General features: G+C 43.5%; 26 protein-coding genes and 1 pseudogene. 23 read left to right on the top strand and 4 right to left on the bottom strand.

Going from position 1 to position 25641, the window contains the following annotated elements; genetic code table 11:
* Nucleotides 1-16: 16 nt before the first annotated feature.
* From CI597_RS04310 to CI597_RS04275, 8 genes and pseudogenes are all read left to right on the top strand, one after another.
* A pseudogene (locus CI597_RS04310) lies at nucleotides 17-329 on the top strand (transaldolase family protein); the annotation flags it as partial.
* 150 nt (nucleotides 330-479) lie between these two features.
* On the top strand, nucleotides 480-1457 hold the full coding sequence (locus tag CI597_RS04305) for a Gfo/Idh/MocA family protein (RefSeq protein ID WP_024727677.1): 978 nt from the start codon (nucleotides 480-482) through the stop codon (nucleotides 1455-1457).
* Between the two features lie 10 nt (nucleotides 1458-1467).
* Nucleotides 1468-1932, top strand: a complete 465-nt coding sequence (locus CI597_RS04300; protein WP_024727676.1) for a heme-degrading domain-containing protein — start codon at nucleotides 1468-1470, stop codon at nucleotides 1930-1932.
* 213 nt (nucleotides 1933-2145) lie between these two features.
* Nucleotides 2146-2817, top strand: a complete 672-nt coding sequence (locus CI597_RS04295; RefSeq protein WP_024727675.1) for a response regulator transcription factor — start codon at nucleotides 2146-2148, stop codon at nucleotides 2815-2817.
* Nucleotides 2802-3728: a sensor histidine kinase gene (locus tag CI597_RS04290; protein WP_024727674.1), complete on the top strand. Its 927-nt coding sequence runs from the start codon at nucleotides 2802-2804 to the stop codon at nucleotides 3726-3728. The genes CI597_RS04295 and CI597_RS04290 overlap by 16 nt, the downstream gene beginning before the upstream one ends.
* A 98-nt stretch (nucleotides 3729-3826) precedes the next feature.
* The gene (locus CI597_RS04285) at nucleotides 3827-4522 is read left to right on the top strand and encodes an ABC transporter ATP-binding protein (protein WP_024727673.1); all 696 of its coding nucleotides are present in this window, start codon (nucleotides 3827-3829) and stop codon (nucleotides 4520-4522) included.
* A complete protein-coding gene (locus CI597_RS04280; RefSeq protein WP_024727672.1) occupies nucleotides 4509-6995 on the top strand; it encodes an ABC transporter permease in 2487 nt (828 codons plus the stop codon). The genes CI597_RS04285 and CI597_RS04280 overlap by 14 nt, the downstream gene beginning before the upstream one ends.
* A 235-nt stretch (nucleotides 6996-7230) precedes the next feature.
* The gene (locus CI597_RS04275; protein WP_024727671.1) at nucleotides 7231-7947 is read left to right on the top strand and encodes an N-acetylmannosamine-6-phosphate 2-epimerase; all 717 of its coding nucleotides are present in this window, start codon (nucleotides 7231-7233) and stop codon (nucleotides 7945-7947) included.
* Nucleotides 7948-8026: 79 nt separating this feature from the next.
* Here the strand turns inward: CI597_RS04275 and CI597_RS04270 are convergent, their stop codons facing one another.
* Nucleotides 8027-8998: a serine hydrolase domain-containing protein gene (locus tag CI597_RS04270; protein ID WP_024727670.1), complete on the bottom strand. Its 972-nt coding sequence runs from the start codon at nucleotides 8996-8998 to the stop codon at nucleotides 8027-8029.
* A gap of 113 nt (nucleotides 8999-9111) precedes the next feature.
* The gene (locus tag CI597_RS04265; RefSeq protein WP_024727669.1) at nucleotides 9112-9744 is read right to left on the bottom strand and encodes an HAD family hydrolase; all 633 of its coding nucleotides are present in this window, start codon (nucleotides 9742-9744) and stop codon (nucleotides 9112-9114) included.
* A 161-nt stretch (nucleotides 9745-9905) separates the two neighbouring features.
* On the opposite strand from CI597_RS04265, the gene CI597_RS04260 reads away from it, so the two are divergent.
* The 14 genes from CI597_RS04260 (at nucleotide 9906) to CI597_RS04200 (ending at nucleotide 23804) form a co-directional block, all read left to right on the top strand.
* A complete protein-coding gene (locus tag CI597_RS04260) occupies nucleotides 9906-10667 on the top strand; it encodes a DeoR/GlpR family DNA-binding transcription regulator (RefSeq protein WP_024727668.1) in 762 nt (253 codons plus the stop codon).
* Between the two features lie 31 nt (nucleotides 10668-10698).
* Nucleotides 10699-11091, top strand: coding sequence for a hypothetical protein (locus CI597_RS04255; RefSeq protein WP_024727667.1), 393 nt, complete (start codon nucleotides 10699-10701; stop codon nucleotides 11089-11091).
* Complete coding sequence (locus CI597_RS04250; protein ID WP_235824538.1) at nucleotides 11033-11584, top strand: iron-containing alcohol dehydrogenase; 552 nt, start codon at nucleotides 11033-11035, stop codon at nucleotides 11582-11584. Before CI597_RS04255 ends, CI597_RS04250 begins: the two co-directional genes overlap by 59 nt.
* Entirely contained in the window at nucleotides 11572-11757 is a 186-nt protein-coding gene (locus tag CI597_RS18360; RefSeq protein WP_024727665.1) for a hypothetical protein, read from the top strand. Before CI597_RS04250 ends, CI597_RS18360 begins: the two co-directional genes overlap by 13 nt.
* A 301-nt stretch (nucleotides 11758-12058) precedes the next feature.
* Nucleotides 12059-12532 (top strand): complex I 24 kDa subunit family protein, encoded by a 474-nt coding sequence (locus CI597_RS04245; RefSeq protein ID WP_009289728.1) that lies wholly within the window; start codon nucleotides 12059-12061, stop codon nucleotides 12530-12532.
* Entirely contained in the window at nucleotides 12533-14422 is a 1890-nt protein-coding gene (gene nuoF / locus CI597_RS04240; protein ID WP_034549412.1) for an NADH-quinone oxidoreductase subunit NuoF, read from the top strand.
* Between the two features lie 12 nt (nucleotides 14423-14434).
* A complete protein-coding gene (locus tag CI597_RS04235; RefSeq protein ID WP_024727663.1) occupies nucleotides 14435-16120 on the top strand; it encodes a [FeFe] hydrogenase, group A in 1686 nt (561 codons plus the stop codon).
* Nucleotides 16121-16264: 144 nt separating this feature from the next.
* Nucleotides 16265-17554: a sn-glycerol-1-phosphate dehydrogenase gene (locus tag CI597_RS04230; protein ID WP_024727662.1), complete on the top strand. Its 1290-nt coding sequence runs from the start codon at nucleotides 16265-16267 to the stop codon at nucleotides 17552-17554.
* Between the two features lie 294 nt (nucleotides 17555-17848).
* Nucleotides 17849-18520: a class II aldolase/adducin family protein gene (locus CI597_RS04225; protein ID WP_024727661.1), complete on the top strand. Its 672-nt coding sequence runs from the start codon at nucleotides 17849-17851 to the stop codon at nucleotides 18518-18520.
* A 2-nt stretch (nucleotides 18521-18522) separates the two neighbouring features.
* Nucleotides 18523-19566 carry a zinc-binding dehydrogenase gene (locus CI597_RS04220; RefSeq protein WP_024727660.1) on the top strand — a complete coding sequence of 348 codons (1044 nt, stop codon included), beginning with the start codon at nucleotides 18523-18525 and terminating at the stop codon, nucleotides 19564-19566.
* A 12-nt stretch (nucleotides 19567-19578) separates the two neighbouring features.
* On the top strand, nucleotides 19579-19881 hold the full coding sequence (locus CI597_RS04215; RefSeq protein ID WP_024727659.1) for a PTS sugar transporter subunit IIB: 303 nt from the start codon (nucleotides 19579-19581) through the stop codon (nucleotides 19879-19881).
* Nucleotides 19882-19916: 35 nt separating this feature from the next.
* Nucleotides 19917-21176 (top strand): PTS transporter subunit IIC, encoded by a 1260-nt coding sequence (locus tag CI597_RS04210; protein ID WP_024727658.1) that lies wholly within the window; start codon nucleotides 19917-19919, stop codon nucleotides 21174-21176.
* Nucleotides 21177-21204: 28 nt separating this feature from the next.
* Nucleotides 21205-21651 carry a PTS sugar transporter subunit IIA gene (locus tag CI597_RS04205; protein ID WP_024727657.1) on the top strand — a complete coding sequence of 149 codons (447 nt, stop codon included), beginning with the start codon at nucleotides 21205-21207 and terminating at the stop codon, nucleotides 21649-21651.
* 83 nt (nucleotides 21652-21734) lie between these two features.
* The gene (locus CI597_RS04200; RefSeq protein WP_024727656.1) at nucleotides 21735-23804 is read left to right on the top strand and encodes a BglG family transcription antiterminator; all 2070 of its coding nucleotides are present in this window, start codon (nucleotides 21735-21737) and stop codon (nucleotides 23802-23804) included.
* Nucleotides 23805-23834: 30 nt separating this feature from the next.
* On the opposite strand, the gene CI597_RS04195 is transcribed toward CI597_RS04200, so the two are convergent.
* The gene (locus tag CI597_RS04195) at nucleotides 23835-24179 is read right to left on the bottom strand and encodes a YmaF family protein (RefSeq protein WP_051405214.1); all 345 of its coding nucleotides are present in this window, start codon (nucleotides 24177-24179) and stop codon (nucleotides 23835-23837) included.
* A gap of 392 nt (nucleotides 24180-24571) precedes the next feature.
* Here CI597_RS04195 and CI597_RS04190 point away from each other — a divergent pair, with 392 nt between their 5' ends.
* On the top strand, nucleotides 24572-24949 hold the full coding sequence (locus tag CI597_RS04190; protein WP_024727655.1) for a BlaI/MecI/CopY family transcriptional regulator: 378 nt from the start codon (nucleotides 24572-24574) through the stop codon (nucleotides 24947-24949).
* A gap of 341 nt (nucleotides 24950-25290) precedes the next feature.
* Here the strand turns inward: CI597_RS04190 and CI597_RS04180 are convergent, their stop codons facing one another.
* On the bottom strand, nucleotides 25291-25509 hold the full coding sequence (locus tag CI597_RS04180) for a DUF6465 family protein (RefSeq protein WP_024727654.1): 219 nt from the start codon (nucleotides 25507-25509) through the stop codon (nucleotides 25291-25293).
* Nucleotides 25510-25641 lie beyond the last annotated feature (132 nt).

Below are 25641 nucleotides of genomic sequence, written 5' to 3'. Positions count from 1 at the left end.
GAAAGGAAGATTTACCATGAAATTAATGATTGATGATGCGAACATCGAACAAAAATTTACGAATATTATCCGATGGATGGCGTGACTACGAATCCATCCATTCTGGCTAAAAGCAAAAGAAGTCCTTATGATGTACTCAAAGAACTCGCAATGCAGGAATTAAAGAAAGAGGGAATTAAACTGACAGCAACCGCAGTTTATACACCGATGCAGGCGTTCCTTGCAGCAAAGAGCGGAGCATCCTACGCAGCTCCTTATATTAACCGGATTGATAACATGGGATATAACGGTATTCAGGCTGCAAAAAAATCCATGATATTTTCAGAAACCTTTGTGAGATGCTTCCAGATAAGCGTTTCTGCCTATAGTTGTTCTATTCAAAGTGAAAACAAAAGGCGGCAGGTTGACAAAAAAGATTCAACACAATAAAATAATAGTAAACAATATAAAATAATAGCCACACGGAAGGATGAGATCATATGGTCAGATTTGCAGTAATCGGAACAAATTTTATAACAGACAATTTCATGGATGCGGGGAGCCAATGTGAGGGCTTTAAGGTCCAGGCAGTGTACTCAAGGAGCATGGAAAAGGCAAAAGAGTATGCAGGAAAATATGGGATCGAAGATTGCTATGATTCTCTTGATGCTCTGGCGGCTGCAGAAAACATTGATGCAGTTTATGTGGCATCTCCTAATGCACTCCATGCAGGACAGAGTATAAAGATGCTGAAAGCCGGCAAGCATGTCCTGTGTGAAAAGACCATTGCTTCCAATTCCGGCGAATTAGAGCATATGATCAAGGCTGCAAAAGAACATCAGGTCATCGTTATGGAGGGCATGCGTTCCGTATTTGATCCCGGCTTTGCGGCGATTCGGGAAAACCTGCCAAAGCTCGGAAAAATCCGCAGAGCAACATTCCAGTACTGTCAGTATTCCAGGAGGTATGACAATTTTAAAAAAGGGATCATAGAGAATGCCTTCAAGCCTGAGCTTTCCAACGGTGCTTTGATGGATATCGGCGTCTACTGTGTGCATCCGATGGTGAAACTGTTCGGACTCCCCAATGAGATCTCGGCTCACTGCCTGAAACTTTCCAATGGAGTTGACGCCTCCGGTACGATTGTGGCCATGTATGATGAAATGCAGGCGGAGCTTATGTACTCTAAGATTACAAATTCCGCACTTCCAAGCCAGATCCAGGGGGAAGAGGCCTCCATGATCATAAAGGAAATTCCGGATACGACAACAATCGAGATTGTGTACCGCAGCGGAGAAAGAGAAGAGATCAAAATAGACAAAAAGACCAACAACATGTATTATGAGATAGAAGAATTCATTCGGCTGGCAGAAGCAAAAGAAAGTGCTGAGATACATAATCAATACTCTATATTGGAGTTGAAGGTCATGGATGAAGCGAGAAAACAGATGGGAATCGTGTTCCCGGCAGACCAATAGGGAGGAAGTTATGGAAGATATTAAAACATTAATTGATCAGATTAGCGAGGAGCAGAAAGAGCTTGTCCTGAAATCGTTCACAAACGAAGAAGCCTGCGCACTGGGTATTGAGATGTACCAGAAAGCTTTGAGAGAGAACAAACCTATTGTAATATCCATTACAAAGAACAGAAAGCAGATTTTTTATGCGGCACTGGAGGGCACGTCCAAGAACAACGAAGACTGGGTCCGCAGAAAAGAAAACACGGTTTATGATTTTGAAAAAAGTTCTTACGAGATGAAACTGTCTATGGACCTCAAACAGGATGACCTGTGGAATCGGTATGGTCTGGAAAAAGGCGATTACGCTCAGGCAGGGGGAAGCATTCCGGTCTTCGTTTCCGGGACAGGCATGATCGGAACCGTGACCGTATCCGGAATGGCTCAAAGTGAAGATCACGCCTTTGTAGCAGAGGCATTAAAAACGCTGAAGTAAAAGCTGTTATTTCTATAATAAAGAATAAATTCAGTAAAATCAAAGTAGGGGACTGCTGTGGCATGACGGAGAAATCGGTTATGTACAGCAGTTCCTTTGTTATTTTTTTAAGATCACAATATCGTGATAATCACCGGATTGAAGGCCTTTTGGCTTAATTGTATGATAAAATAGAAGCTGAACACAGATGAAAATACGGGAAGAAGGTGCAAAATGCAGAAGATATTGATCGTGGAAGACGACCGGGAACTGAACCGGACGATCTGCTATACGCTGAAAAAAGAGGGGTATGATATATATTCAGCGTATTCGGTTTGTGAGGCGAAAGCAATATATCGACAAGAAAAAATGGAACTGATTTTATTGGATGTCAATCTGCCGGACGGAGAGGGATTTTCTCTTTGCAGATGGATGAAAGGACAGAGTGAAGTCCCGGTTTTGTTCCTGACAGCGAGAGATCTGGAGGAGGATGCCCTGGAGGGCTATGGTTCCGGGGCGGAGGATTACATTACGAAGCCGTTTTCTATCAAGATCTTAAAAGAAAAAATCCGCGTGGTTTTAAAAAGAGAAAAGGCCGGCAGACAGAATTTCTTTGACGATGGATTTTTAAAGATTGATTTTGAGAGGGCAAAGGTAGAGGCAGGCGGAAAAGAATGTACAGTTACCCCTACGGAATTTCGGCTGCTTCGCCTGTTTGTCCTGAACAAAGGACAGCTTCTGACCTATGCTGTATTACTTGAGCGCATTTGGGACAATGGAGGATGCTTCGTGGATAAGCATACTCTGGCAGTGAATGTAAATCGTCTGAGAAAAAAGATCGAGGACGGAGAGCATCAATATATTTCTAATATTTATGGGATGGGATATCAATGGCTGGAATCATGACAGCAGCGGCATGCTGCCTTTTTTTCGTATCGGTTTCTATGGGAATAAAAATGTGGAAGTTAAAACGGGATATTTCCTCATTTACCGACCGCCTGCTCCGATGTCTGAACGATATGACCTGCGGCAGGGAACTGGAAAGATTAAATGAAGAAGGAGATACTTTGTGGGATAAAGTATACGAAAAGCTTCAGAAGCTGGAGCGCATCTGGAAGCGGGAAAGCGCGGAAAATCTGGAAGAGAAGAAAAAAATCAAAAGCCTGATCTCAGATATTTCCCATCAGACGAAAACCCCTATTGCAAATATCAAGCTCTATGAGGAGGTTTTGCTGGATGAAGGACTGGGCACGGCAGAGGCAGGGGAATTTCTTCAAAAGGTAAGGATTCAGACCGAAAAGCTGGATTTTCTTCTGCAGAGCATGGTGAAAATGTCCCGTCTGGAAACAGGAGTTATAGAAGTCTGCTGTATGAAATTACCCTTGTGCGGGACCCTTCTCAGAGCGGTAGCGGCAATCGTGCCGAAAGCCGAGAAAAAGCAGATACGCCTGTCTGTGGACTGCGATGAGGACATAGTGGTAAATCATGATACAAAGTGGACTGAGGAGGCAGTTTTTAACCTTCTTGACAATGCGGTAAAGTATACCGGCAGGGGAGGAAGTGTCGGGATCTTGGTGTCTGTCCAGGAGATATTTACGAAGATCAGTATCAGAGATTCAGGAAAAGGGATCGCCCTGGAGCGTCAGGCAGAGATCTTCACAAGGTTTTACCGGGAACCGGAAGTATATGATCAGGAGGGGATCGGTGTGGGACTTTATCTGGCGAGAAAGATCATAGCACTGCAGGACGGCTATATCCAGGTCTGTTCTGAGATTAGAAAAGGATCTGATTTTCAGATTTACCTGCCCAACGGGTGACAGAAGGAAAGTCACAGTACTGTGAAATTTTATGCCTGTGAAAGGTTTGTGATTTTTATGAGTTATGATTGCAGTAATAAAAGAAAGGAGATAAATCTATGGAATCGTACATAGTAGAGACACGGGCATTAAAAAAATATTATCAGCTGGGGACGAACGTTGTGAAAGCACTGGACGGGGTAGACTTCAGGGTGAAAGACCAGGAATTTGTTTCTATCATCGGTAAATCGGGAAGCGGGAAGAGTACACTCCTTCATATGATCGGAGGGCTGGATGTGCCTACGGAAGGTGAGACGTATGTAGACGGAAAGAATCTTGCGGAAATGAACAGGGAACAGCTTGCGGTTTTCCGCAGAAGAAAAATCGGATTCATATTTCAGAATTATAATCTTGTCCCGGATTTAAATCTGTATGAAAATGTGACCCTGCCTATTGAACTGGATGGAGATTGTGTGGACAGAGAATTCATTGACGAGATCCTGAATCTTCTGAAACTGCAGGAGAAAAAAGAGGCGCTGCCCAGCACCTTGTCCGGAGGACAGCAGCAGAGGGCGGCCATTGCCAGAGCTATTGCATCAAAACCTTCGATTATTCTGGCTGATGAACCCACGGGGAATCTGGATACTGCTTCCAGCCATGATGTGCTGGGGCTTTTAAAGGCAGTAGCGGGCCGATTTAAACAGACCGTTGTGCTGATTACCCATGATCAGGATATTGCACAGCTTTCTGACCGGATCGTTCACATCGAGGACGGACGGATCGTGAGAGGAAGTGATGCGTATGTTGGAGAATAATAACCGGAAGATTATTACAAAGATGGCCATGTCTTCGCTGAAAGGAAACAAGCCTAAGTTTGCCGTGATGATCATCGCTGTCGTGCTGTCTTCTTTTATGCTGTTCAGTGTGTTTACGGTCGGAAGCACTTATTTTAAAATGCAGCAGTTGCAGAATATTCATTTACACGGTGCAGATTTTGATGCAGTGCTGCAGGGCGGCTATTCAGAGCAGCAGCTTAACCGGTGCAAAGGTAATCAGGACGTCAGAGTGGCAGGAGCAGGAGGATATGCAGGAGCCGCAGTGAAAACAGACGCAGATGATACACTACATACTGGAATGATCTGGTGTGATGAGACTTATTGGGGTGTCATGATGAAGCCTGCCAGAAAGCGGGTAAGAGGCTATTATCCGAAAAAGGAAAATGAACTGATGGTCACGAAAGCAGCCCTGAAGGACTGCGGGAAAGAAAATCTGGATGTTGGAGATACCTTTGATCTGACTTATACAGACCAGAACGGTACTCACACGAAAAACTTTCTTATTTCCGGAATATGGGAAGGATACGGCGAGCAGCAGCTGTTCTATGTATCAGAAGCATTTTATAAAAAGACCGGATATCAGCTGAATAATATGGGTGTGCTGCATGTAAAATTTAAAAATAAAATACTGACAGAAGATCAGAGGACGAAGTTTCAGGAGAGTATTCGTCTGAATAAGCGGCAGAATTTTCAATTTACAGGAGAAACAGAGAAGTCCGCAGGTATCTTTGCGGGAATGGCAGGTCTGGTCCTGGTCACCTGCCTGAGTGCCTATCTGCTGATCTATAATATTTTGTATCTGTCCGTTTCGGGGAATATCCGTTACTATGGGCTGATGCAGACCGTGGGAATGTCCTCAAGGCAGATCCGCCGATTTATGAAAACACAGATGATGCTTATAGGAACAGCCGGGGTGGGCGGAGGAATCCTGTTCGGTTTTTTTACATCCTTTCTGGTGATCCCGAAGATTGTGCGAACTCTCGGCATCAGGGAAAGCGCAATCCCTGTCACATTTCATCCGGCAGTCTTTTTTATTACTATTTCTATTGCGGGACTGACCGTCTATTTCGGAAGCAGAAAGCCAATAAAGACGGCAGCTTCCGTTACACCTGTGGAAGCGCTGAATTATCGTCTTACATCCGCAAAAAAGAAGGCGCATAAAACCAGAAACGGCAGTCTTATATGGAGAATAGCTGCAGATCAGTTTTTTAAGGATAAGAAAAAAACAGGAATTTCAGTGCTCTCCCTTGCTGCCAGTCTGTCTATGTTTTTGTGTCTGATCACGATCATTCAAAGTCACGGAGCCAGAACGATCATGTCAAACTATATGGATACGGATTTAGTAGTCAGCAATGATTCTCTGATGAAAGAGGAAGATGAAAAATGGAAACCAATTCTTAAACCTTCTTTGGTAAAAGAATTGAAAAAGAGCAAAGATATCCGGGAAGTACACCCGCTGCTCTGCGCAAAGATCATCGTCCCATGGGAGCCGAAATTTTCAGATGTGTGGATGAGAGAGTTTTATGAAAGGTGGATGTATACGCCTTATAAAGACGATATCAACGATTATAAAAAGCACCCGGAGAAATATTATTCTGTCATGCAGGGGATTGATAAAAAGGAATTTGAGTACTTAAATAAGAGTCTCATACACCCGGTAGATCAGAAACTTTTTGAAAGCGGAAAGATCTGCATCATTTATGGGCCGGGCATGGATCTTTCCGGTGAGATTGATAAAAAAGCAAGGGTAAAATTCTATCTGTCAGAAAATAAAAACAAAAAGTTCCAGCCGAGAATTGCCGGCATGACCGATGACAGTTATTACGGCAGAACTTCGGGAAAGGGACCGGCAGTCATCGTCAGTGAATCGTTTATGAAGAAGTATGTCATGAATCCGTATATTTCAAAACTGAATATCCGGTATACAAAGGAATATGACGATGAAACAGAAGACAGGATCAGAAAAAACCTGAGTCAAAGTACCTCTGCCAAAGATGTGTCTTATGAATCCAAGATCGACAGCATGAAAGATATTCAAAAGGCCCAGGGAAATATGACCGGAGTCGGTGTGGGAATTGCCCTTCTCCTTGCACTGATCGGACTGATGAATTATATTAATACGGTGTTTGGAAATATCCAGAACCGGCAGGTATCTCTGGCTGTCATGGAAAGTGTGGGAATGACCGAAAAACAGGTGAAAAAGCTTCTGGTCAGGGAGGGGCTGCTGTTTGCGGCAGCTTCTCTGTCATTGACGGCAACGGCTGGCCTTTTTATTACTTATCAGTACTATCAGACGATGAATTACATGAACATTCCATTTCAAATCCCGGTTGTTCCGGTTTTGGCCGCCGTTTCGTCATCCGCGGCAGTATGCATTGGGATTCCTCTGGCTGCATATCGGATCATTCGGGGAAAGACGCCGGTGGCAGAAAGGATACGTGGATTTGACTGATGAAAAGGAAAAAGCCAGAAGAAAAGATGAAGGCCACGAAAGAATTCTGCCGCACTGTTCTGCTGATATCACTGGTGATTACCATGATTTTGATCTTTCATATACTGATGATGTAAATAGCCGAAGAATTTTCTGACGTACTGGATAGATCAGGTGTTAGATTGCATATTTTATGTTATGATAAAAGATAGTAAAAAACGTACAAGGCAATATAGACATAAAAGGAGATGGAATCATGAATACAACAGATGCAGAAAAAAGAAAAATACTGGATTCTATGAAAGGTCTGATCGTATCCTGCCAGGTAGTGCCTGAAGATCCGATTTATACAGACGATATGGTAGTCAAGATGGCAGAGGCCGCACAATGGGCCGGGGCAGTTGGAATCCGGGCCAATTCTCCGGAGCAGATCCGGGCTATTAAAAAGGCAGTGGATCTGCCGCTGATCGGTTTGTATAAGATCAGAAGAGGAGACGAAGAAGTTTTTATCACACCGACACTGGAGGCCGCAAAGCAGGTCTGGGAAGCGGGAGCAGAGATCATTGCCATGGACTGTACGGACCGAATGACAAAAGAAGGCCGCCGTGCATGGGAACTTGTAGCGGATGTGAAAAGGGAAATCCCTGAGGCCATGATCTTTGCCGATGTCTCCAACTATGACGAGGCCAAAAGAGCGGCCGACTTGGGTGTCGATATTGTGGCGCCTACTCTGTTTGGATATACGGAGGCAACAAAGCATTTTGAAACCCAGGATATGAGGGCATTTGCAAAGATGTGCCGGGATCTTGGCAGCGATGTGTATATGATGATGGAAGGGCATATCAATACTCCGGAAGAAGCAGTGAAATGCCTGTATCTGGGGGCACATGCGGTGGTAGTCGGAAGTGCCATCACAAGGCCGCATCTGACAGCGAAAAGATTTGCGGATCTGATTTCGGGGTATCGGGAATAATTTATGACGGGAAGCCTGCTCATGGAAATTCAACAAAAATTCCATGGGCAGGCTGTTTTTGAATGTTTAGAAATAAATTTTACTGAAATTTCGATTCTATATAGTTCTGAATAAAGTCTATTCGATCCTTCGCTCTGGGTTTAAACAGGGAAGCAATGGCTACAGTCAGGTTTTTCTTTCTGTTGACGTAGATTACATTTCCACCGTCTCCCATTGCCGCAAAGCCATCTTCGTGGAGCCACCATAAATACCCATAGGCAAGGTTCTCCTTAACCCAGCGGCTGTGTTCCTTCGTGCTTTCACTGATCCATTCTGCAGAAACGATTGGTTTTCCGTTCCACAGTCCGCCATTTAGATATAACTGACCCAATTTTGCCATATCCGCAGCCGAGAGGGTAAGGCCCCAGCCTCCTGTGTTTGTACCGGATGGGTCAGAGACCCAGCCGCTGATATCCGTGGCTTTGTTAAATGCCAGCTGTTCTTCCTTGGAATGAAATACGATGCTGCGTTCTGCGGTAATTTTAAGCGGTATAAATAAGTTTTCCTGAGCAAATTCAAATACAGACTGGCCGGCAGCTTGTTTTAAAATACCTGTCAAAAGATCCGGTCCGATCAGAGGAGCATATCTGAATTGGCCTGGTTTTCCCCTGCCTCCCAGTAAATCAAGCGTAAACGTTACCATGTCATCGCTGGTGAAGTATTTGACGTAGGGGGCAATTTTGTATTTGTACGGGGCTGTCATCGTCAGCAAATGTTTCAGTGTGATATTCTGTATGGTTTTTTCTCTCTGTTTTGGGACGTAGTCAGGGAAAAAATCTAAAACCTTCTGGTCAATGTCTGTGATGAAGCCTTTGTCCATGGCGATTCCGATTAAAATAGAGACAATGCTCTTTGTAACAGAATATATATGAACGCGGCTTTCGGCGGTACAGTCGTTAAAGTACTGCTCATACTGCATTTCACCGTCCTTTAATACGACGATGCCTGCTGTATTGCCATAGTCTTTGTTGATGATCGCTTCAAGTTCTTTCATGTCTTGCTGAGTTGTCATAATTTCTCCTTTCATCCATTGGTTTATGTGATAAAGGATATCCTTAATGTAAGCATAAGTTCATTAAAAATTGTTTACAACCCCTAATTTTAAAAAAATGAGAAAAGAATTTTTTATTGTTCCAGTAATCTGTGTAATTCTCTGAAATCGTCAATGGAGTATTCTGGGTTATCCACATGGCCAAAGCCATAAGATGCCCATACAAAAGAGATCCCGGCTTTTTTCGCACTTTCGGCATCTCCCTTTGTATCCCCGATATATATGGGAGACTTCAGCCGGCTGCGCTCCATGACAAGTTTTATGTTTTCTCCTTTTGATAATCCGGTACGACCCTGTTCTTCATAGTCCATGATCCAGGGAGAGAGTTTGTTTCTTCTCATAAACGCACGGACATAACCGCTGGGGCAGTTGCTTACGATAAACAGGGGATACTGCTGTGCAAGTTTTTTAATTGTATCTTTTACTCCGGGATAAGTCCGGTCGGTGTGTAAGGATTCAATAAGCTGTATCTGACGGTTTCCGCAGTCCTCCATGAGTTTGTACCGCTCTTGTGGCGGCAGGTGGGGCATAAACAGATCGGCAACTTCATTTGGAGGAGTTCCGAATACGGAAGTCAGATTCTCAAGTGTAAAGTTTATTTCGGGATGCCCCTGGTCGTGAACCTCTCTGGTGAGTGCCGTAGCAATCTCATCTCTTACATCCCACAGTGTTCCGTCGATATCAAAAATAATGCTGTCGATTTTCATATAGCGGACTCCTTTCTGTTTGTTTTTAATGCTATTTTATATGATTTTCGTAAATTATCAATATTTGATTGAAAAATTGAATTTTGAAACTGAAAGCGTTCATCTTATGATTGAATACGATCAATTTATTTCGTATAATTGATAACAAAAGGAGGAATCTTATGAGCTTTGAAGACCGTGAAAGGAAAATTATCCAGTTAGTAAAAGAGCGAAATTATATTTCGGTCAAAGAACTGACAAAACTTTTGTATGTCAGTGAGCCGACGATCCGCAGAGACTTGACACTGCTGGATAAGAAGGGGCTGCTGAAGCGGAACCGGGGCGGCGCCTCTTATATAAGCAGGCAGCAGACACAATACCCGCAGGCATTCCGGCACGATGAAAATATACAGGAGAAAAAATATATCGCGAGGCTTGCATCGCAGTTTGTCCAAAATGGTGACTCTGTTTTTATGGATGCCAGCAGCTCCTGTTTTTATCTGGCTCAATATATCAACCGGGATAAAAAGTTAAATGTCATGACGCATGGCTTTGCCGCGGCCAAGGAACTGGCAAAATCATCAAACATAAATGTAGAAGTCGTATGCGGAAAATACGATATTTTCAATGATGCAGTCTACGGTGCAGATGCCTGCAATTATGTGAGGTCCCGCTATGCAGACATCTGCTTTATGTCGATGGGCGGCCTGGATGTTTCACAGGGGCTGACAAACTTATATTTAGAGGATGCGGAGATCACCAGGGTATATCATCAGCAGGCAAAAAAAACCATTTTATTAGCAGACCATACAAAAATAAATTGTAAATATTATATAAAAGTATTTGATCTGGCGGAGATCGACGTATTGATCACCGACCGTCCCCTGCCGGAAGAATTTGATACTTTTTGTTTTGATCATGATATAGATGTGATCTTTGAATAGTATGTATTAAAATGTTTTTGAGGTAAGAACGATGCAGATGTCGAATCGGATTAAAGAAATAATAGAAGTGATTCTGAACAGCAAGGGTTATGTGACGGTTGGTGAAATCGCAAAGAATGCTCTGATGGTAAACATTCTTCTGAATCATGCAGATGAATCCACTCTCTACCAATGGCTGAGGAGAGAAGGGGATGCATCGAGAGTCTATACAGTTAAAAACAGTATTCTGGATTCCAAAATCCATACATTCATTGAATATGTGGAAGACCGCATGGGACTTCAGCTGATCCGGGACAAAGAATTAAAAGAAAGCCTTTATGTTCATATAGAGCGTGCTTTGACAAGAATCCGGGGTACCTCACGATGTGCCAACGAAGAGTACTCCTTTAGGTGTCATTCTTACTATTGCCGCAACAGGAAGTGAGGCGTCTAACAGCTGTGTTATCACAAAAGCAGACGAAAATTTAGAACGGTTCTGTGACAATGACATCAACCGTGCCAGATTTGCCATTGAAAATCCGGAACTTACGATGACCCTGCCTCCATTTCAGACGGCATGCGGCATCATTGACATCATGTCTCACTCATTTGAGAGATATTTTACTCCTGAAAAGGAAAATGACATACTGACGGACTATTTATGTGAGGCTATTTTCCACACATGTATGGACTGCGGACGGATTCTCATGAAAGATCCTGAGAACTATGAGGCAAGAGCCAGCATCATGGTGGCATCGACTCTTTCGCACAATGGTCTGACCGGTATGGGAAGAACCGGAGACTGGGCATCCCATTTCATCGAGCATGAATTATCCGGCGAATATCAGAGCGTAACTCACGGAGCAGGACTTGCGGTGATCACTCCTGCATGGATGAAATATGTGTATAAAGACAACAGGGACAAATGTTCTTCTTAAGCCTCGGTGTTCCGACAAAATTAAGGGATGTTCCCGGAGTCGAGGACTTAGATGAAGAAGTGATGGAGCGCATGGCGAAACGTGTACGCGTTGTTCATGAGGACGGAAGCATCGGCTGGGTGCGCCGCTTAAATATAAAAGATATTGTAGAAATATTTAAACTGGCGATGTAATAAAAGAAGAACAAAGTGGGCAAGCCCACTTCAACGCCCCAACCCCTCCCTCACTCTTTGAGGGGCTTGACAACTTTGCGTGCCTGATGCAATTTGCCGCAGGCAAATAATTTCCTTACGCATCTGTGCACAACCCGCGGAGCGTTTTTATTTCATAGGGAAGGTCCTGTGATTTCATTTGAAATACAGTTTGGAGAGAAAGTTTTATACTTATTTTATTGATAATCAGTCAAATTTGACATATAATTAACAGTGATTGATAAAATTTTAACCAAAATGCACAATGTGAAGGAGGTATCTCATGTTAAACCAGGCCTACTATGACAAAACAGATGAGATCATAGCATCTCACGGGCTTACGCAGGCTGCTTTGATCCCGATCATCCAGGATATTCAGGCAGAATATCGCTATCTTCCGCCGGAGCTTTTAAGTTATGTGGCATCAAAGCTGTCCATTGACGAAGCCAAGGCGTACAGTGTTGCGACCTTTTATGAAAACTTTTCTTTTGAACCAAAAGGAAAATATATCATTAAAGTCTGCAACGGGACAGCCTGTCATGTCCGCAAATCAGTCTCCATTTTGGAACGTCTTTACAGTGAGTTGGGGCTCTCAGAGGAGAAAGCGACCACTGATGATATGATGTTCACGCTGGAGACCGTTTCCTGTCTTGGCGCCTGCGGGCTTGCACCAGTCCTCACCGTCAATGACAAAGTCTATCCGGCGATGACCCCGGATGCTGCTGCTGAACTGATCCGTGAACTGAGAGGAGCTTAAATGATGAAAAAAATTGAAAACAGAGAAGTTCTCGAACAGATCCGTCAAACTTCCAGGGAGCAGATGAACAAAAGCAAATGCCGGGTCCTGATCTGTGCAGGTACAGGCTGTCTTTCCGGCGGGTCAGGCGCCATCTATGACAGGATGTGTGAGTTAGTGGGGGAACATCCTGACGTAGAAGTCCATTTCGGACCGGAGATTGCACACGGAGACGGTGAGATCGGAGTGAAAAAAAGCGGATGCCATGGCTTCTGCGAGATGGGGCCTCTGATGAGGATCGAGCCTCAGGGAATCCTATATACAAAGGTGAAGCTTGAAGACTGTGAGGAGATTTTTCACAGGACGATTGAAAAGGGAGAACCGATCAGGCATCTGTTATTCAAGAGGGATGGAATTGAATATCAGAGGCAGGAAGAGATTCCCTTTTATAAAAAACAGACGAGAAACGTATTAAAAAACTGCGGGCATATTGACGCAGAACATATAGAGGAGTATTTATCCATCGGCGGATACGAGGCTCTGGAAAAAGCACTGTTTGACATGAAGCCGGAAGAGGTGGTCAGCGAAATATCAGAGTCGAATCTGAGAGGCCGGGGAGGCGGAGGCTTCCCAACAGGGTATAAGTGGTCCCAGGTAGCCGGACAGAAAGAGAAAATCCGCTATGTCGTATGTAACGGAGACGAGGGGGACCCGGGTGCATTTATGGACCGAAGCATCATGGAGGGAGATCCCCACAAGATGATCGAAGGAATCATGATCGCCGCCTATGCGGTAGGCGCCCGGGAAGGATATATTTATGTGCGGGCGGAATACCCCCTGGCAATCAGCCGTCTGAAACGGGCAATAGAACAGGCGGAAGAATGCGGACTTCTGGGAGAACATATTCTGGGAACTGATTTTTCTTTCCATTTACATATCAATAAAGGAGCAGGCGCTTTCGTGTGCGGAGAGGGAAGCGCACTGACGGCATCCATCGAGGGCAGCCGGGGGATGCCCCGGGTAAAACCGCCGAGAACCGTAGAACAGGGCCTGTTTGGAAAACCGACGGTGCTGAACAATGTAGAGACGTTCGCTAATGTACCGATGATCATCACAGAAGGCGCCCAGTGGTTTAAAGGGATCGGCCCTGAGAAAAGCCCCGGAACCAAGGCGTTTGCCCTGACAGGCAGTGTCAATCACACAGGCCTGATCGAGGTGCCTATGGGAACGACGCTCCGGGAAGTGATCTATGATATCGGAGGAGGAATCAAGGGAGACGGAGAATTCAAGGCGGTACAGATCGGAGGACCGTCCGGCGGATGCCTCATCACACCGCACCTGGATGTGAATCTGGACTTTGACTCCCTGAAAAAGATGGGTGCCATGATCGGGTCCGGAGGCCTTGTTGTTATGGATGACAGCACCTGTATGGTGGAAGTGGCACGGTTCTTCATGAATTTTACCCAGAATGAAAGCTGCGGAAAATGTGTCCCGTGCAGAGAAGGAACCAAGCGGATGCTGGAGATTCTTGAGCGGATCGTGGAGGGAAAAGGAAAGCCTGAAGATCTGGACCTTCTGGAGGAGCTAGCCACGACGATCACAGAGACGGCACTCTGCGGATTGGGAAAAAGTGCTGCCCTCCCTGTCATGAGTACCCTTAAGCTGTTCCGCGATGAGTATGTGGAACATGTGGTCGACAAGAAGTGTGCTTCTCATAACTGCAGTGCCCTGAGAAGATTTATCATCAGCCCGGAACGCTGCAAAGGATGTTCCAAGTGTGCAAGGAACTGTCCGGCAGACGCCATCAGCGGACGGATCAAAGAACCGTATGTAATTGACAATGATAAATGCATTAAGTGCGGTGCATGTGAGAGTGCCTGTGCGTTTGGTGCGATCCATATTGAAGGGTAGGAGGAGAAGAACATGAGTTATATGACAATCAATAACAGAAGAGTAGAGTTCACAGATGAAAAAAATGTTTTGTCTGTCATCCGCAAATCCGGGATCGATCTTCCTACATTCTGCTATCATTCCGAACTTTCCACATACGGCGCATGCCGGATGTGTGTGGTGGAAGATGACCGGGGTAGGATCTTTGCATCCTGCTCTGAGACACCAAGAGACAAAATGGTGATCTATACAAATACACCGAGGCTTAAGCATCACAGAAAAATGATTATTGAACTTTTGCTGGCCTCCCACTGCAGAGACTGTACTACCTGTACGAAAAACGGTGTCTGTGTCCTGCAGAAATTATCCAGACAGCTGGGAATCAAGGAGGTGCGCTTTGAGAACAATAAAAAGCAGCTACCGAAGGATCTGTCTTCCGAATGTATCATCCGGGACCCTAACAAATGTATCCTATGCGGAGACTGCGTGAGGACCTGCGATGAAATTCAGGGCATGGGAATCCTGGACTTCGCATTCCGCGGATCAAAAATGCAGGTGACAACGGCTTTTAACAAAGACCTGGCACAAACGGACTGTGTGGGATGCGGACAGTGCCGTGCAGTCTGTCCTACCGGAGCCATTACGATCAAGCAGGACATTGAAAGAGTTTGGGAGGCGCTGTCTGATCCGAAAATACGGGTCGTTGTCCAGATTGCTCCTGCCGTGCGCGTAGCCGTGGGAGACAAGTTCGGAATCCCGAAAGGAGAAAATGTACTGGGGCGTCTTGTGGCCGCCCTTAGAAGGATCGGATTCGATGAAGTCTATGATACAAACTTCGGCGCAGACTTAACGGTCATGGAAGAATCCAAGGAACTGGTAGAACGGCTTGAATCCGGAGATAACCTTCCGTTATTCACCTCCTGCTGTCCAGCATGGGTGAAGTTCTGTGAGAACAGGTATCCACAGTTCAGGAAAAAAATTTCAACGTGCCGTTCTCCTCAGGAAATGTTCGGAGCGCTGATCAAAGAAGAGGCACGAATGGATGAGGCAGGCGACTCAAGGAAAACAGTGGTCGTATCCATCATGCCGTGTACCGCAAAAAAAGCAGAGATCACGAGGCCGGAACATTTCAATGAAGGGGAACAAAATGTAGATTATGTTCTGACAACGACCGAGGCATCCCGCATGATTCAGGAGTCAGGGATTGACCTTTCTCAGGTAGAGCCGGAGGCTTTGGATATGCCGTTTGGAATCTCCTCCGGAGCCGGAGCAATCTTCGGCGTGACCGGAGGAGTGACAGAGGCCGTCCTGCGCCGCCTGATGAACAGCGACCGGGCAGAAGATCTGGAGGCCATCAGCTTTACCGGTGTCCGGGGCGTGGACGGGATTAAGGAAGCTTCCGTCAAGCTGGGAGACAGGGACGTAAAGATCGCAGTGGTAAACGGCCTCAAATGTGCCTCCGAGGTACTGGATAAAATAGAGGCGGGAGAAATATACTACGACTTTGTGGAAGTCATGGCTTGCAAGAGAGGCTGCATTACCGGCGGCGGCCAGCCTGTGCCGATCGGACCGAGGACAAAGAAAGCCAGAGTAGAAGGGCTTTATAAGATTGATAAATTGGCCCAGATCAAGCTTTCCAGCCAGAATCCGATCGTGGCAACTGTTTATGACGGTATTCTGAAAGGAAAGGAACACAAGCTGCTTCATAATGAAAGATAGCTGAGACTGTCATTGTTCGTATCTTTCCTGCCTGGTAAAGTTTATGCAGGATGGACGGAAGCAAACTGGTCTTGAAGTAGTATCTTTGAAAAGATATCATAAAGGCAGAACAAGATATCTTTTTTAAGAGAGGAGCGGAATACTATGAATATAGATATGACAAAATTTTCTGGAAAATGCAGCTGCGGAAGGAATCATAAGCTGACCGTAAATGAGATCATCCTGGAGGAAGGTGCACTGCAGAGGATACCGGAGATACTTCAGAAAGATCCTTATATAGGGTATCATAGTTTTGCAATGGTCTGTGACGAGAATACATATGAGGCGGCAGGAAAAGAGGTTGAGGCACTTATCAAAGGAATTCAGATCATCAAATTGGAATCTGAAAATCTCCATGCAAATGAAGTCGGTGTCAATAAGGTACGGGAAGCATTGGAACAGATGAAGGAGACCGACTGTCTGGTCGCAGTCGGCTCCGGAACGATTCACGATCTGACAAGGTATCACGCCTATGAAAAAAAGATACCATTTATCTCCGTGCCCACGGCAGCCAGCGTAGACGGATATGTCTCTACCGTAGCCGCCATGTCCTGGTATGGATTTAAAAAAAGCATGATCGCTGTTTCTCCGATCCTTGTGATTGCTGACAGCCAAGTGATCGCTCAGGCACCGATGCGTCTGACAGCCTCTGGCGCAGGAGATCTGCTTGGAAAATATACGGCGCTGGCAGACTGGAAGATTACACATCTTTTGAATGGGGAATACATCTGTGACAGGATTTGCAGCATGGAGTATGAAGCACTTGATAATTTAAAGAATTCATTGGAAGGGCTGAAAAACGGCGAAATTGCAGCATATGAAGAACTAATGTACGGACTGCTGCTGTCAGGATTGGCTATGCAGATGACAGGAAATTCCCGTCCGGCCTCCGGCGCAGAACATCATATGGCTCATTTCTGGGAAATGGCAGTGATCAATGAGGAAATTAGCGCGTATCATGGAGAAAAAGTCGGAGTCGGGCTTATTCTGGCCGGCGGTATTTATCATAAGGCAGCATCATATTTGAAAAAAGGTGAATTTTGTATCAAAGATCATGTAGATGTAGAGACTGGTCTGATCGAGGTAACATTTAGAGACAGAGAACTGTGTGAGAGCATCAAAAAAACTAATGATCCGAACCTTTTGGACAGCATACATCCCGATCTATTGAGTGAAAAGACGAAAGAGATCATTAAAATCATCGAAGAGATCCCAGAAGCAGAGGAGATTGAGGATATGCTCCGAAAAGTCGGCGGAGTTAAAAGTCTTGAAGAGTTGGGCTTTGATCCGTCTATGAAAGAAAAAACGGCCAGAATTGCGCCGTATATCAGGGACCGTGTTACATACTTGAGGATACTGAAGTTTTATGATTTCTATGATCAGATAATAAAGTAAGTTTAAGTGGGGGCCGCAGTGATTGCGGCTCTTTTTTTATTTCATAGGAATGTTCTACGACCTTCCCTATGAAATAAAAAGCGCTCCGCCAGGATACACACAGACTTGCAAAGCTGGTTAGATTTTGAACAAAACCACGGCCCTGTTTTTTACCAGATAGTAAAAAATACTGTCATCCATGAGGTAAGGCTTTTGTCTTGCTGGGGTAAAGTGTGAACGATATACTAAATTCATACCTGCAGGACAACAGTTACCGTAAACGTAAAAAGAGATCCATTTCATAAGGAGATTAAAATGGTGAACAAGGTGAACAGTATAAAAAAAGAGATAGTTTTATATGCAAAATTATTAGATTCCAAAGGGCTGGTCAATACACTTGAAGGAAATATTTCAATTCTGGACCGTGAAACCGGAGAATTATATATTACACCTTCAGGGACAAGAAAAGCCTTCCTTGATGAAGATATGGTGGCAGTTGTAAAGGACGGAGAACAGATCGGAGGAAGCGTCAGCCGCTCCAGTGAATATCTGCTCCATGAGGCCGCATTAAAAGCCAGACCTGACTGCAGCGCAGTTGCACATATCCATGCTCCTTACTTAACAGCATATGCGTACTGCAACAAAACCATCAGGTTAAAGTGTTCCACCACATTTTCTCTGGTGTTTGAAGAAATTCCCTGTCTGCCGTATGGAGAGGCGGGCACTGTACATATTGCAGACGGGATTGATGAGGCAATGAAAGAACATGATCTGGTCCTGTTGGGAAATCATGGATGTGTAGCGGTAGGCAATACGCTGGAAGACGCTGTAAAAATAATTGAGGCTGCAGAAGAAGTATTAAAAATTGCGAAAATTGCAGGCGAAGTCGGAACCATCACAGATATTCCGGATGATAAATTAGAATCCCTATTTGAACATCATCCCGGGAGCAGAAGAAACAGATTAAAAAACAGAAGGGAGATGTAAGGATGAAAGCAGCAGTGATGTACGGACCAAATGATATCAGAGTAGAGGAGGTTCAAAGGCCGGAGTGTCCGGCAGGCGGGCTTTTATTAAAGGTAAAAGCTATTGGGCTGTGTGGTTCAGATATTAGAAATTTAACAACAGATTCAAGAAAAGGAGATTATCCTCACATTTATGGACACGAGGTTGTCGGTGAAGTCGCAGAAGTTTCGCCGGAGGCTGATACATATGCAGTGGGAGACCGTCTCTATGTTTATCCTGTGGAACATTGTCTGAAATGTGAAGCGTGCAGGAGCGGCCACAGCGAAAATTGTGAAAATGCAGGAGATTACGCGAACCGTCAGGGAGGATTTGCAGATTATCTGCCGGTGCCGCCGGAGCAGCTTAATGCGGATGCCGTATATCCAATCCCGGACGGTGTTGACTATAAGAGCGCATCGCTGGGAGAACCATTATCATCTGTCTATGCATGCCAGGAGAATATAAATGTCACACTTGGAGACACGGTGGTGATCATTGGGGCCGGTCCAATCGGCTGTTTTCATTCACAATTAGCAAAGATCCGCGGGGCCGGAAAGGTAATCATGGTGGAGATTAATGATAAACGTTTAGAAACGGCAAAACAGTTCGGTGTAGACTATACAGTAAACAGTACAAAAGAAGATCCGGTTGAAGCTGTGAAAAGATTGACCGGCGGCAGAGGAGCGGAAAAAGTGATTTCAGCAAATCCGTCAACGGCTGCCCAGTCTCAGGCAGTTTTTATGGCAAAAAAAGGAGGGATCATCGTATTTTTCGGCGGAGTGGCCAAAGGTGCGGTGACAGAGATCGATTCAAACTATATCCACTATAACAGTCTGTGGATTTACGGACATTACGGAGCTAACAGCATGCAGGTACAGAAATCCTATGAGCTGGCAATCTCTGATGCATTTCCTACGGAAAAATTTATAACGCATGTACTGCCTTTAAGTGAGATACAAAAAGGTATTGAGTTAACAAAAACAGGAGAAGCGATCAAAGTTGTATTGCTTCCAAACGAAGAAGAATAGGAGACGAATGTTATGGCAAAAGAATTAAAAATATTAGTAGCATGCGGAAGCGGAGTGGCAACTTCCACCGTAGCACAGGAAGCTGTAAAGAAAATCTGCAGGGATGCAGGGATTCCCGCAAAGATCATTAAAAGTACGATGACAGAAATTCCGGCTAAACAGGCAGATGTAGATATTGTCATGGTGACAACAAACTACCGGCAGAAATTGGATAAACCGCTTATCAAAGTGTTTGGGCTGATCTCAGGGATCAATGAGGATAAGATCAGAGACGAAATCATAGATACATGTCACAGACTGCAGAATGAAAACTGATGATCATATTTTAGAAGAGATAGGAGGAAGAAGGTATGGACATTTTATTAAAAGCGGTGCAGGCTCTGTTAAATATGGGCGCTGTGGCATTGCTGCCGATCATGATCTGTATTTTAGGACTTGTGTTCCGAATGAAATTTGGGGCATCGTTAAAAGCCGGATTAATGGTAGGAATCGGGTTTCAGGGATTAAGTTTAACAGTAGGGCTGCTGACGACAACAATTCAGCCAATCACGGAATATTATCAAAAAATGGGAAGCGGTTTTACTGCTGCGGATATTGGATTTGCAGCGGTGGGAGGTGCGTCGTGGACAGTGCCGTTTGCACCGATCGCAGTGCCGCTCATTGTAATCGCAAACTTTATTCTGCTTAGAGCCGGACTGACCAAAGTGCTGAATGTAGATATATGGAATTATATTCATTTCCTGATCCCCGGAGCATTGGCATACGCATTATGGGGAAATGCACTCCTGGGACTTGCCATCACGGTGGGCCTTTCCATAGCTGCACTATATGCAGGCCAGGCAATCGCACATCATTGGCAGGATTTTTTTGGACTTGACGGAACTACCTGTTCGACGCTGTCCTTTACTACATTTATGTATCCGCTGTCATGGGCTGTTAATAAGCTGGTCGACCATATACCCGGGATCAAAGATATTGATATTGATATGAAGAAGCTGGAAGAAAAATTAGGGTTCTTCGGTGATCCTGCTTTTGTAGGATTGATCGTAGGCATCTTTTTGGGACTGCTTACAAGGCAGGCGCCGACAACAGTCTTTGGAATCGGTATGGGGATTGCGAGCGTTCTGATCTTGATCCCAAGAATGGTATCAATTATGATGGAGGGACTTACACCGATCGGAAATGCGGCGAGTGCATATATGAAAAAGCATATGGGTGAAGATGCAGAATTATTTATCGGCATGGATGTGGCTTTAGGGCTGGGTGATCCGGCGTGCATTACATGTACCGCTATCTGTATTCCGATTACGATTTTATTTGCATTTATTATTCCGAACATGGTGTACTTCCCTATTGGCTTACTGGGAATCGTATGCTACACAACAGTTATGTGTGTGCTGGCCAGCAAAGGAAATCTGCTCAGAAGTCTGATATGTTCAATTACATCTATGTTTTTGATCACATTCTTTGTCAATATGTTTGTGCCGGAGTGCACAAAGATGCTCTCTGTGACAGGACTGAAGATACAGGGGCTTGTAGCAGACGGTTCATTTGGCTATAACCTGGGTACTGTGATCATCTGCTTTATCAGTAAATTATTTGGAATGTAGAGACGGAAAAAACAAAGGAGTGACCGCAGTGAGTTCAAAAAATATATACTTGGCGACAGAAGGAAGTGCAAAAGACTGGGAAGAAGCGATATGGCTTTGTGGAAAATGTATGATGGAGAATGGAAGTGTCAGCAGATCATTTACAGATTCCTGCATTGAAAGAGAGAAAGAGTATCCGACAGGTCTGCCGGCCGGCATACCGGTGGCTATCCCGCACAGTAAGGCGGAGGGGATTAAGGAAAACTGTATCTGCTTTTTGAGATTAGACAAACCGGTCCGGTTTTACCGGATGGATGACAGCGAAGAGTATATTGATACGAGATTAGTGTTTAATCTGGCAATCAAAGGAGCAGATGATCATTTAGAGTTTCTCCAGAAATTAATGCAGTTTGTACTGGATGAAGGCAGCCTGGAAAAATGCAGCACCATGAAGCTGGAAGATATTACGAAATTTCTGCAGACAAAATTAGGATAAACTTAAAAAGGAAAATGACATTATAGAAAGACATGATCTATAATGTCTCTTTCTTTTCTTTTAAATTAGGAAAGTGATATGTGATGAAACGACGAAGCACTGAGATTATGCAGGGAATTTTGAAGTCCAAAGAAGACGATGTATCGGCAAAGCAGTTTATGTCCCGGTATGATATCTCCAGGAGAACATTGAAGAATGATATCAATGAGATCAATGATTTTCTTAAGACAATCTCAATGGGAGAAATTTTCATAACAGAGGACGGAAACCTGAAGATCGGAGGACTGTTCGACAGAGAAAAAATTGAAGAGCATTTATATCAGATGGATATGTATATGTATAAGCTGTCACCGGAAGAGCGGCAGATTTATATTATGCTTGAATTAATCGCAAATCCCCATTATACAACGATGCACCGGTTTGCAGAGGAACTTTTTGTAAGCCGTATAACAATTATGAGCGATGTTGACGCAATGAAACAGATTTTAAGAAACAGCGATGCAGAACTCATCCTGGACAGTGGAAAAGGAATTAAATTATCATGCAGCTATGAGGCATCTTTGGAGCTGCTTGTCTCACTATACAAAAAAATTGCGGTCAACATTAAAAATGATGGATTTTTTCAGAGAATGATGCTTAAGAAAATGAAAATTAAATATACGTTCTCTGAATTATTTTCCTATATGCAGGATTATATGAAAATAAACAATCTGGTTTTTATTGAAGACATCTTTTATGATATTGTCTTATATTTATTTACAGCCTTTAACTTTCGGGAACGGGATCATGACGAAGCAGACAAAGTGGTTACAGAAAGGATGAAATTAACAAATATTGATCATATGATGCTCTATGCAGGATATATGTTAGACGTTCCGGTTACAGAAAAAATGATCGACTGCTTCAGAGACTATATTGAGAAAAATAATTTATACTCGTTTGTAAAGACAGTAGACGAAGTTGAGCTTTATAAGGTCATCATGTTCTTTGTATCAAAAATTGATCAGGAGCTGCGTTTAGAATTGACCAATGATGACAAGCTGATTGATTCACTTTTGATGCATATTAAAAGCATGAAGGATTGGGGAAACTATGAAGTTGAAATTCCTAAAAATTATGACCTGCCTATGAACTATGAACTGCTGGAGACATTAGTAGAGAAATATTCTTATATTTTAGAATCCTTTTTATCTTATAAGCTGAGCAGCAACATGAAAAAATCAATCGTTATTCATATTTGCGTTGCTGTCATCCGAAACCGGAGATATTATATCCCGAAACTTTCCATTGTGATCGTATGTCCGGGAAGTATGGCTACCGGAAAATATCTGGAAGCACAAATCAAGAACTATTTTGATTTTGAAATTGTAGGAGTGCTTGCGGCAGGTGAAGTCATCGGTGAGCTGGAACAGATGGAGAGGAAGATTGATTTTATCTTATCGACGGTACATATTGAAGCAGACGAGTATAAGGTAATTACAGTCAATCCTTTTTTGACTATGAGAGATTTGAATCTGATCCAAAAGGAAGTGTTTCAAAGCCAGAAACAAATTAATCTGCCAATAGAAAAGAAAAAGAAAAAATTACTGGGGGATCTTCAGGATTTAATGGATGATGATAAATTATCAGCGGAAACTTACGATAAGATTGAAGCAATCCTTATGGAGATGAAAAAACCTCTAAAAAAAGAAAATGCTATGGCAGAACTTTTGAAAAAAGACTTCATTGCCATCAAAACGGCTTCCTGTCATTGGAAGGAGGCAATCAAACGTTCGGCTGAACCGCTTGAGCAATTTGGGTATATAGAACAAAGGTATGCGGAAGAAGCAATACAAAAGGTAGAAGAGTACGGAGACTATATTGTGGTAAGCCGGGGGGTTGCATTGGCTCATGCAGGAAAAGATTCCGGTGTTATAAAGGATGGATTAAGTCTGCTGGTCTGTAAGGACGGAATATCATTTCAAAAGGATAAAGCTAAGGTGAATCTTATCTTTTGTTTTGCATGTACAGGCGAGAAAGAGTATCTGGATCTGATAAAAGAAATCGTGGCTGTGGGAAAGGAACAAAATCGGCTGAAAATGATTTTAAACTGCAATACAGCACAAGAAATATATGATACATTAATTTTTGATGAAAAGAGAAAAAGATCTTAAGATTCCCCGGCTGTTACGCCGGGGAAAAAGTTATTCACAAACAGGGTCTTCTATCAGAGTGGCAACGACAAATTCATGTTTGTGCCCTGCGTCAGTAGAGGTGCATCCTGCAACAAAATGCACATGGCGGCCGCAGCCTACATCAATGGCCGGACCGGATGTTCCGCAGAATTCGTGATGATGTCCATCACAGGAATCCGTGGTAAATTTGATTTCATGAACATGGCTTCCATCGCATGGAATGGCATTGCTTGATACCGTAGCAAATCTGTGATTATGCGCGTAATCACAGCATCCTGCAATTTTGGTGCTGCCTAACACTTCATGGTTATGCTGTTTTGGGGTACAAGGTTTGCTATTTATATTTTGGCTCATAATTACTTCCTTTCAGTTATTGATTATAGTTACAATCATATAATATGCACAATCGACAAAAAGGGAATGAATATACTGGAAATAAAAAAAGAAAATTCCTTCTAAATAATGAAGTCAAAGATTAATTCTACGGAGTGCTGATTGTGTTTTCATAAGTCTTTTTTTCGATTAATTACCGAGGTGAAATCACATGGACAATCAGAACTTTTGAGGAATAAGCAAAAAACTGGTCAAATGCCAAAAAAAGAAAAACGCAGAAAAAAACTGTGTTTTCTCTTTTTTTGGCATTTTTTTTGAAGTATCTGCATTTAAAACTTGAAAACCAGGAAATAATATGATATAATTTACAAAATAAAGTTAATTGATTAAATGAATAATAAGGAGAGGCGCCGATGATAGACAGAGATTTGACAAACCGGGAAAAACTGATTATGAAATGTGTGTGGGCCGAGAATCAGGAGATTTCCATCCAGGATCTTCAGGATAAACTGAAAGAAATGTTTGACTGGGATGCAAAAAGATCAACGGTCCGTACGTTTTTAACAAGCATCGAAGGAAAAGGATTCGTTAAAATTGAGAGAAGAGGAAGATTTTCTTATCTCAAACCTTTGGTCGACGAAAAAAAATACAAAAGAGAACAGGTACAGAAAATGATTGATTTTTGGTACGGGGGTTCTAAAGTAGCACTGATAAAAACTTTAAATGGAGGTAAACTGCCCAAGGAGAAAGAAGAGTATCTTCGAAAAGTATTTAATGAGCCGGAAGAATAAAAACTGCAGGAAGATTCTTTCTGTACATCAATCAGTATTGTCATATGATGATTTAGACTATGAGCCAGATATTTCAAAGACTGGCTCTTTTTTTCATAGGAAAGTTCTACGACCTTCCCTATGAAATAAAAACGCTCCGCGGGTTGTACATAGATGCGTAAGGAAATCATTTGCCTTTGGCAAATCGCATCTGGCACGCAAAGTTGTCAAGCCCCTCAAAGATTGAGGGGCTGGGGAGTTGAAGTAGGCATGCCCACTTTGTTCTGACAAAAAGAACTGCTGTACTTTTTCCGCACAGCAGTCCCGGTTTAAAACATGATTATGTAGCTATAATATCTGAGTTATTCAATGCTCAGCGGTTCGTCATTAGAGATAGAAGTGCCGTCTTTTGCTTTGGCCACATAAAATACAGACAAATTTTCCGGCTGATAATAGATTTCCAATGATGACAGGGAATTTAATTTCACACCTTTTGATTTAATGTCCTCCTTCACTGTCTTTTCCACATCTGCGACGAGCACATTGTGACTCTGAAACTGTACCTCTGTATAGATTTTCATATTTATATCCATTCCTTTCGCTTCGCTCAGGCACAAAACGTTATGAAAATATTTCCCTGAGCTTATTTTTTCTTTATAATTCTTCTTTGTAGGGAACTCGGTATACTACAAATCACGAGGAGGTGAGTGGGC

Source organism: Anaerostipes hominis (ex Lee et al. 2021), from assembly GCF_002270485.1.
GTDB classification, from domain to species: Bacteria; Bacillota; Clostridia; order Lachnospirales; family Lachnospiraceae; genus Anaerostipes; species Anaerostipes hominis.
This window is presented reverse-complemented; position numbering and strand designations above follow the sequence as displayed.

Excerpts from the sequence above, each read along its gene's own strand:
- CI597_RS04305 (WP_024727677.1), top strand. The coding sequence starts at position 480 with ATGGTCAGATTTGCAGTAATCGGAACAAATTTTATAACAGACAATTTC.
- CI597_RS04300 (WP_024727676.1), top strand. The coding sequence starts at position 1,468 with ATGGAAGATATTAAAACATTAATTGATCAGATTAGCGAGGAGCAGAAA.
- CI597_RS04295 (WP_024727675.1), top strand. The coding sequence starts at position 2,146 with ATGCAGAAGATATTGATCGTGGAAGACGACCGGGAACTGAACCGGACG.
- CI597_RS04290 (WP_024727674.1), top strand. The coding sequence starts at position 2,802 with ATGGCTGGAATCATGACAGCAGCGGCATGCTGCCTTTTTTTCGTATCG.
- CI597_RS04285 (WP_024727673.1), top strand. The coding sequence starts at position 3,827 with ATGGAATCGTACATAGTAGAGACACGGGCATTAAAAAAATATTATCAG.
- CI597_RS04280 (WP_024727672.1), top strand. The coding sequence starts at position 4,509 with ATGTTGGAGAATAATAACCGGAAGATTATTACAAAGATGGCCATGTCT.
- CI597_RS04275 (WP_024727671.1), top strand. The coding sequence starts at position 7,231 with ATGAATACAACAGATGCAGAAAAAAGAAAAATACTGGATTCTATGAAA.
- CI597_RS04270 (WP_024727670.1), bottom strand. The coding sequence starts at position 8,998 with ATGACAACTCAGCAAGACATGAAAGAACTTGAAGCGATCATCAACAAA.
- CI597_RS04265 (WP_024727669.1), bottom strand. The coding sequence starts at position 9,744 with ATGAAAATCGACAGCATTATTTTTGATATCGACGGAACACTGTGGGAT.
- CI597_RS04260 (WP_024727668.1), top strand. The coding sequence starts at position 9,906 with ATGAGCTTTGAAGACCGTGAAAGGAAAATTATCCAGTTAGTAAAAGAG.
- CI597_RS04255 (WP_024727667.1), top strand. The coding sequence starts at position 10,699 with ATGCAGATGTCGAATCGGATTAAAGAAATAATAGAAGTGATTCTGAAC.
- CI597_RS18360 (WP_024727665.1), top strand. The coding sequence starts at position 11,572 with ATGTTCTTCTTAAGCCTCGGTGTTCCGACAAAATTAAGGGATGTTCCC.
- CI597_RS04245 (WP_009289728.1), top strand. The coding sequence starts at position 12,059 with ATGTTAAACCAGGCCTACTATGACAAAACAGATGAGATCATAGCATCT.
- nuoF (WP_034549412.1), top strand. The coding sequence starts at position 12,533 with ATGATGAAAAAAATTGAAAACAGAGAAGTTCTCGAACAGATCCGTCAA.
- CI597_RS04235 (WP_024727663.1), top strand. The coding sequence starts at position 14,435 with ATGAGTTATATGACAATCAATAACAGAAGAGTAGAGTTCACAGATGAA.
- CI597_RS04230 (WP_024727662.1), top strand. The coding sequence starts at position 16,265 with ATGAATATAGATATGACAAAATTTTCTGGAAAATGCAGCTGCGGAAGG.
- CI597_RS04225 (WP_024727661.1), top strand. The coding sequence starts at position 17,849 with ATGGTGAACAAGGTGAACAGTATAAAAAAAGAGATAGTTTTATATGCA.
- CI597_RS04220 (WP_024727660.1), top strand. The coding sequence starts at position 18,523 with ATGAAAGCAGCAGTGATGTACGGACCAAATGATATCAGAGTAGAGGAG.
- CI597_RS04215 (WP_024727659.1), top strand. The coding sequence starts at position 19,579 with ATGGCAAAAGAATTAAAAATATTAGTAGCATGCGGAAGCGGAGTGGCA.
- CI597_RS04210 (WP_024727658.1), top strand. The coding sequence starts at position 19,917 with ATGGACATTTTATTAAAAGCGGTGCAGGCTCTGTTAAATATGGGCGCT.
- CI597_RS04200 (WP_024727656.1), top strand. The coding sequence starts at position 21,735 with ATGAAACGACGAAGCACTGAGATTATGCAGGGAATTTTGAAGTCCAAA.
- CI597_RS04195 (WP_051405214.1), bottom strand. The coding sequence starts at position 24,179 with ATGAGCCAAAATATAAATAGCAAACCTTGTACCCCAAAACAGCATAAC.
- CI597_RS04190 (WP_024727655.1), top strand. The coding sequence starts at position 24,572 with ATGATAGACAGAGATTTGACAAACCGGGAAAAACTGATTATGAAATGT.
- CI597_RS04180 (WP_024727654.1), bottom strand. The coding sequence starts at position 25,509 with ATGAAAATCTATACAGAGGTACAGTTTCAGAGTCACAATGTGCTCGTC.